The 6,592-nt window shown below is 71.7% G+C and carries 5 protein-coding genes; 1 reads left to right on the top strand and 4 read right to left on the bottom strand.

Going from position 1 to position 6,592, the window contains the following annotated elements; genetic code table 11:
• Nucleotides 1-32: 32 nt before the first annotated feature.
• Both ABT078_RS22340 and ABT078_RS22345 read right to left on the bottom strand, forming a co-directional pair.
• Nucleotides 33-1,121 carry a hypothetical protein gene (locus tag ABT078_RS22340; RefSeq protein WP_351230330.1) on the bottom strand — a complete coding sequence of 363 codons (1,089 nt, stop codon included), beginning with the start codon at nt 1,119-1,121 and terminating at the stop codon, nt 33-35.
• 245 nt (nt 1,122-1,366) lie between these two features.
• Nucleotides 1,367-2,995, bottom strand: coding sequence for a protein kinase domain-containing protein (locus ABT078_RS22345; RefSeq protein ID WP_351230332.1), 1,629 nt, complete (start codon nt 2,993-2,995; stop codon nt 1,367-1,369).
• A 309-nt stretch (nt 2,996-3,304) separates the two neighbouring features.
• On the opposite strand from ABT078_RS22345, the gene ABT078_RS22350 reads away from it, so the two are divergent.
• Complete coding sequence (locus ABT078_RS22350) at nt 3,305-4,954, top strand: protein kinase domain-containing protein (RefSeq protein ID WP_351230334.1); 1,650 nt, start codon at nt 3,305-3,307, stop codon at nt 4,952-4,954.
• A gap of 8 nt (nt 4,955-4,962) precedes the next feature.
• Here the strand turns inward: ABT078_RS22350 and ABT078_RS22355 are convergent, their stop codons facing one another.
• Both ABT078_RS22355 and ABT078_RS22360 read right to left on the bottom strand, forming a co-directional pair.
• Entirely contained in the window at nt 4,963-5,979 is a 1,017-nt protein-coding gene (locus tag ABT078_RS22355) for a phosphotransferase (protein WP_351230336.1), read from the bottom strand.
• 15 nt (nt 5,980-5,994) lie between these two features.
• Complete coding sequence (locus ABT078_RS22360; RefSeq protein WP_351230338.1) at nt 5,995-6,432, bottom strand: pyridoxamine 5'-phosphate oxidase family protein; 438 nt, start codon at nt 6,430-6,432, stop codon at nt 5,995-5,997.
• Nucleotides 6,433-6,592 lie beyond the last annotated feature (160 nt).

Consider the following 6,592-nt stretch of genomic DNA (forward strand, 5'->3'; position numbering starts at 1 on the left):
CAGGGGTCTCTGGGAGGGGTTCGGGAGGGGCCTCAGTACCGGCGGAGCCGCAGTCCCATGTAGCCGAGACCCAGCCCCATCAGGGCGCATCCTGCGCCGAGTGTCATGACCGGAATCTGGCGTTCCAGCGGCCGGGTGGAGGAGGGGGGCGCCGCCTTGCCGACGCGGGCGGGTGCGGTGGGTGACGGGGTGGCCGTGGGCGGCGGTACGGGGGCTGCGGGCGCGGAGGTGTGTGCGTCGCGCGCCTCTCGCTCGCGCTGTTCCCGCAGCAGTCGCTTCCGCATCTCCGCCTCCTTCCGCAACTCGGCCTTCATGCGCTCGCGCTCGCGTTCCCGGGCCTGTTCCCGCTCCCTCTCGCGCGCGCGTCGGGGAGTGAGTTCGCGTTGGCGCCCGCTGTCGTGCCCGGCCTCGGGCGTGGTCGCGGTCGAGACCGGCGGGGCCGCCGTACGGCCGGGTCGCTCACGGCCCTCACCGGCCGGGCGTCCGGCCAGAGAAGGCGAAGGGGACGCGGAGGGGGAGGTCTTCGGGGAGCTCTTGGGGCGGGCGTCGGCGCTCGTCTTCGGGCCGCGTCCCGCGCCTTGACCCGGCCGCGCGTCTTCCTTGACGCCCGTGTCCGCGCCTGCGTCCGTGCCCGTGTCCGCGCCCCTGCCCGCACCCGTGGTCGTTCCTGTGCTCGTGCCGGAACTCGCATCCGGGCCCGGCCCGTGGCCCTTGTGCGCGACACCTCCCTTGCCGGGCCGAGCCGACACCCCGGGCTCCTGTGCCCCGGGGGCCTTCGGTGCCCCCCCGTAGAGCTGCCTCCCGGGGCCGCCGGGCCGAACGGGTGGTGGCACGGCCGCTGCCCTGGCCGACCGACGCTCCAGAAGTCCCTGCGGCTCCTTGGCGTCCTCGCGGTCCTGCCGACCCTTACGGTTCCGGCCGTCCTGCTGTACGTGGCGGTCCTGGAGATCGTGCCGGTCCTGCCGGTCCTGCTGCAGGTCGTCGGCGTGCCCCCGAAACGTTTCTGCGAGGCCCCAGGAGTCGTGGTCATCGGCGTACGACTCGACCGGCATCGACGCCAGCACGACGGCCGCGAACACCGCGATGGTCGTCACGCCGTGCGTGCGGAGCTTCGGAGCCACTGGGTGACCCCCTCCCGTGCCGAGTCGCCGAGATGCAGGAATATCGGACTAAGCGTCACATATGCGATCTCATCCGGCATCCCGGGCGTGAGGGCCGGGGCGGGGCGTGCGAACGGCCCGGCGCGCCATCCGCGTGCCGGGCCGTTCCGAAGTGAAGGTGACCGAAGTGAAGGTGACCGAAGCGAAAGTGACCGAAGGGACGTGGTCGACGGGAGGACGACCGAAAAGAAGGCCGAAAGAGGCGACTACTGCCCCGGGTCTCCGGTGGCGATCTTCAGCTCGAACGTCTGGCTTCCGGGAACCACGGCCGTGCCCTCTGTCGGGAACTGCTCGATGACCTGGTCCTCCGCGTACTGCGGATGGTCCACCCTGGTTTCCTTGATCTGCCAGCCCGCCGCCTGGATGCACTCCTTGACGGAGATCAGGTCCTTGTAGATGAAGCTCGGAGCCTGGACCTTCTTCGGGTCGTCGCTGTCCTCATAGGCGTCCGTGCACTCTTCCTTGTCCATCGTCCGGTTGCGCTCCGGCGGCCTGTGCTCCGCCATCGCGGTCTGGCTCGCACTCGGGTCGCTGCCGCCCGCGCCCGGGACCTTGTCGCCGCCCAGGTGCTGCGCGACGAGCAGACCGCCGATCGCCAGCAGCGCCACCACGGCCGACCCCACGATCACCGGCATCTTCCGGCTGCCGCCACCGCCGCCCGTCGAACCGGCCGTCGGCTGCGGGGAGATGGTGTACGGGGACGGAGTCGGCGACTGGTACGCCGGGGCATGGGTCGGGACGTGCTGCGGGTATCCGTAGCCCGGAGCCGGTGCGGACGTCGGCGTCGGCGTCGGGTGACCGTACGGTCCGGGGACCGGACCCGGCTGGTACGGCTGGTGAACGCTCGGCGGCGCCGGCGTGGACTGGTCCACCGGCGGGAAGACCGCCGAGCCGACCCCCGCACCGCTGCTGACGGGACCTCCGGCGACGATGACCGGCGCGCCCGTCTGCCCCGCACCGGAGACGCGCATGCACTCGTCACGCATCGCAGCGGCGTTCGGGAAACGCTCGTTCGGGTTCTTCTTCAGCGCCCGCGCGACCAGCGCGTCCATCGCCGGGGTCACCGACCGGTTGATGGAGGACGGGGCGACCGGCTCCTCCTGCACATGCGCGTAGGCGATCGCCAGCGGCGAGTCCGCGTCGAACGGCAGCCGGCCCGTCAGCAGCTGGAAGAGCATGATGCCCACCGAGTACAGGTCGGAGCGGGCGTCGACGCCGCGCCCCAGGGCCTGCTCGGGCGACAGGTACTGCGGTGTACCGACGACCATGCCGGTCTGCGTCATCGACGTGACGCCCGACTGCATGGCCCGTGCGATACCGAAGTCCATGACCTTGACGACGCCGCGCTTGGTCATCATCACGTTGCCGGGCTTGATGTCCCGGTGGACCAGGCCCATTTCATGGCTGGTCTCCAGCGCCGCGAGCACATCCGCGGTCACCTTGAGCGCCTTGTCGGCCGGCATCGCGCCGTACTGCTGGATGTCGGCGTTGAGGACCGAGCCGAGGGGCTTGCCTTCCACGTACTCCATGACGATGTACGGCATGAGCGAGCCGTTGAGCTCGTCCTCACCCGTGTCGAAGACCGACACGATGTTGGTGTGGGACAGCTTGGCGACGGCCTGCGCCTCGCGCCGGAAGCGCTCGCGGAAGGACTGCTCGCGGCCGAGCTCGGTGTGGAGCGTCTTGATGGCGACCTGGCGGTCCAGAGCGGAGTCGTAGGCCAGGTAGACCGAGGCCATGCCGCCCTCGCCGAGCAGGTCGCGAAGCTGGTACCGGCCGCCGGCGACCGAACCGCCCGCGTAACGGCCGCCGCCGTGTGCCCCGTCCTGGCTCATGTCGTGCTTCCCCCTACGCGCGCCTGGCGGCCGCGGTGATCCGTATTTACGGGCCAAGTCTGCCCGAGGGCACGGACACGTCAAGCCGGGTGCCCGTTCCGTGACCGTACGCACAAGAAGCGTCTCGCAAGCGTTACGGGAAACGCATGGAATTTGCGTGGGTGCAGCGGCAGCGGGTTTGATGGCCGGTCCATCTCGGACCGGGCCGCCGCGCGGAGCCTGTAGCGTGACGTGGCAGAGCACCAAGGCACCCGAGGAACGCCGGCCGCGCAAGCGCTCGGCACCGCAAAGATACGACGGCGAGGACTGATGGCACCCGAACCCGAAGCAAGTGGCGGCGGAGTCTCGGATGCTGCGGACTCCTGGGGCGTCGGCGGACTCGTCGGTGACGGGCGCTACCGTCTGACGCACCGCCTCGGACGCGGCGGCATGGCCGAGGTGTTCGCGGCGGAGGACGTACGGCTCGGCCGCACCGTCGCCGTCAAGCTGCTCCGCACCGACCTCGCCGAGGACCCCGTGTCCAAGGCCCGCTTCACGCGCGAGGCGCAGTCGGTCGCCGGGCTCAACCATCACGCCATCGTGGCCGTGTACGACTCCGGCGAGGACGTCGTGAACGGCCAGTCCGTGCCGTACATCGTCATGGAGCTGGTCGAAGGCCGCACGATCCGCGACCTCCTCATCAACGCCGAGGCCCCGCCGCCCGAGCAGGCGCTCATCATCGTTTCCGGCGTCCTCGAAGCGCTCGCGTACTCGCACCAGCACGGCATCGTGCACCGCGACATCAAGCCCGCGAACGTCATCATCACCCACGGCGGCGCCGTGAAGGTGATGGACTTCGGCATCGCCCGCGCGCTGCACGGCGCGTCGACGACGATGACCCAGACCGGCATGGTCATGGGCACGCCGCAGTACCTCTCCCCCGAGCAGGCGCTCGGCAAGGCTGTCGACCATCGCTCGGACCTGTACGCCACGGGCTGTCTGCTGTACGAACTGCTCGCGCTGCGTCCTCCGTTCACCGGTGAGACCCCGCTCTCCGTCGTCTACCAGCACGTCCAGGACGCCCCCGTGCCGCCGTCAGAGGCCTCGGACGTGGCACCTCCGGAGCTGGACGGGCTCGTCGTCCGGGCGCTCGCGAAGGACCCGGACGACCGGTTCCAGAGCGCCGAGGAGATGCGCGGCCTGGTGCAGTACGGGCTGCAGATGCTCCAGCAGCAGGGCAGCCACACCGGTACGTGGAACACCGGTCCGGTCGAGATGCACGACGGCCTCCACACGCCGGCGATGGGCATGACCGCGACGACGGCGATGGGGCACCCGCCGCACGGAGACACCTCGAAGGGCCCGCTCCTGCCGCCGCGCAACCCGGACGACGGGGCGTACACCGGCGCGTACGGCCGCGGAAGCGGCCCTGGCGGAAACGGCCGGGGCGGCCGCGGCAAGGTGTGGCTGTTCCTCGCCCTGGCGATGGTCGCCATCGCCGCGGGCGTGGCCTTCGCGCTGGACCGGACGGCCGACACCGGCAAGAACCCGACCGACCAGACGACCGTCTCCAACACTCCGAACACGCCGGACAAGCCGTCCTCGGCGCCGCCGGAGACGGAGGACGAGGAGTCGGAGGAGCCGGATCAGACGTCGGGCGGCAACCAGTACCCCTGGACGCCGTCCGACACCCCGACGGACAAGGACACGCCCTCCGCGCCGGAGAGCCCCACGGGCGGCGGCCCGTCCGGTACGCCGTCCACGACGGAGGGCAACACCACCGAGGGCACGACGGAGGGTGGTCAGACGGACGGCGGGACGACCGACGGCGGCACGACCGACGGCGGGACCACGGAGGGTGGTCAGACGGACGGCGGGACGACCGACGGTGGCACCACCGACGGTGGCACCACCGACGGCGGGGCCACGAATGGTGGTCAGACGGACGGCGGCACGGCCTCCGGCGGCACCCCCCAGTAGCTCCGGTCTCACCCCGTGAACGCCTCGCACACCGCCTCGTACTCCCGCGTCCACCACACCGCCAGGGCCGACACCGCAGGAAACTGCGGGTCGGCCCTGCGGTCGTGCAGCTGGTAGCGCCAGCGCAGTATCCAGAAGTCGTTGAGCCGCTCCCACCACACCCGGTGCACCGCCGCGGCCAGCTCCGGGCCGTCCGCGCCGGCCGCCCGCCGGTAGGCGCGCGCGTACGCCCGCACCTTCGGCAGCTCCAGCTCCCCCGCCGGTCGTACGAAGAAGATCGCCGCGGCCCGTACGGCCTCCTCGGCGCGCGGCTGCACCCCCAGCCGGTCCCAGTCGACGATCGCGGCGGGTTCGGCGCCCTGGTAGAGGAGGTTCAGCGGGTGGAAGTCGCCGTGCACCCAGCCGCCGGCGGTGCCCGGTGGCGGTCGGCGGTCGGCGTGCCGCTCCAGGAGGATGCGGCGCTCGAGCAGCCGGTGCTCGGCGAGGGTGTCGAAGGTGTCGCGGGGGCGGTGGGAGCGGGCCAGCTCCAGCAGCTCGTCGATCAGCGCGAAGGTCTCGTCAGGGTCGGCGCTGAGGTGCTCGCACTCGTGCGGGTCCGCCTCCATCACCCGTTCCAGCGCGGTGTGCACCCGGCCCAGGAGCGCCCCGAGGCGCCGGGACTCGGCGGTGGTCAGCTGGGCGCCGCCCCGGTGCCGGCCGTCCACCCAGGGGTGCAGGGCGTAACAGCGGCCGCCGATGACGGCGACGGTGTCGCCCGCCGTGTCCTGGACGGGCGGGGCGACCGGGACGCCGAGGGACTGGAGGCGCTGGGTGGCGCGGTGCTGGCGGACGATGGTGGCGCGGTCGGCGGTCGGCGCGTCGACGTGCTGCTTGAGGAAGTAGGCGCCGCGGGTGGTGGCGAGGCGGTAGCCGCGGTTGAGGAGGCCCTGGGTGACGGGCTCGCAGGAGAGGGGCTCGCCGGGGTTCTCGTACCGGCGCAGGAGTTCACCCAGCGGAGGTGGGGCAGTAGCAGATGAGCGCGGCACCCGTCAGATGATAGATCACGCAGCGTGTCGTGCAGCTCGCTCTTCGGCATGGTCCCATGTGTGCACCGAGGCGAACCGGGGCTTGATGCGCAGGTACACCGGGTCGAAGGGCTCCCCGTTCACCCGCCGGAGGCCGCTGTGGCCGAAGCCCTCCACCTCGTCCGCAGTCGGAGTGACGATCTCCGCGGTGCCGGTGAACTGGACGGACCAGAGGGCGTCCGCGTCCGAGTTGAGGTTGTCCGCGCCGTAGGCCACCACGCTGCCACCACAGGTCTGCTGGAATCCGAGACCCGCGTGGACGCGCAGCAGCACAAAGCCGTCGGACACGACGTGGCGCGCCGGTGCGACGACGGGCATGGCGTGCAGGCTGGTCGCCAGCCTTCCGTGCGACACCCGGGAGAGCAGCTCGACGGCGCGCAGTTCGTCGGTGGGGCGGGGGGCGTCGGCGGGCATGAACTCCACGATCCGCCGCCGGGCGAATCGGGGAACAGGGCCGCCCGCCCTGGCCGCGATGGGACCTAGTGCTGCTCCGCGGAAGTTCGTGGAGGGGTGTTGGGGTCGGTCAGGCGGGGGTGTCGAGGTAGAGGCCACCGGCGCAGTCGAGGCAGTCTTC

Origin of the sequence: Streptomyces sp. NPDC002133 (genome assembly GCF_040296405.1) — a bacterium.
In the GTDB taxonomy this organism is placed as follows: Bacteria; Actinomycetota; Actinomycetes; order Streptomycetales; family Streptomycetaceae; genus Streptomyces.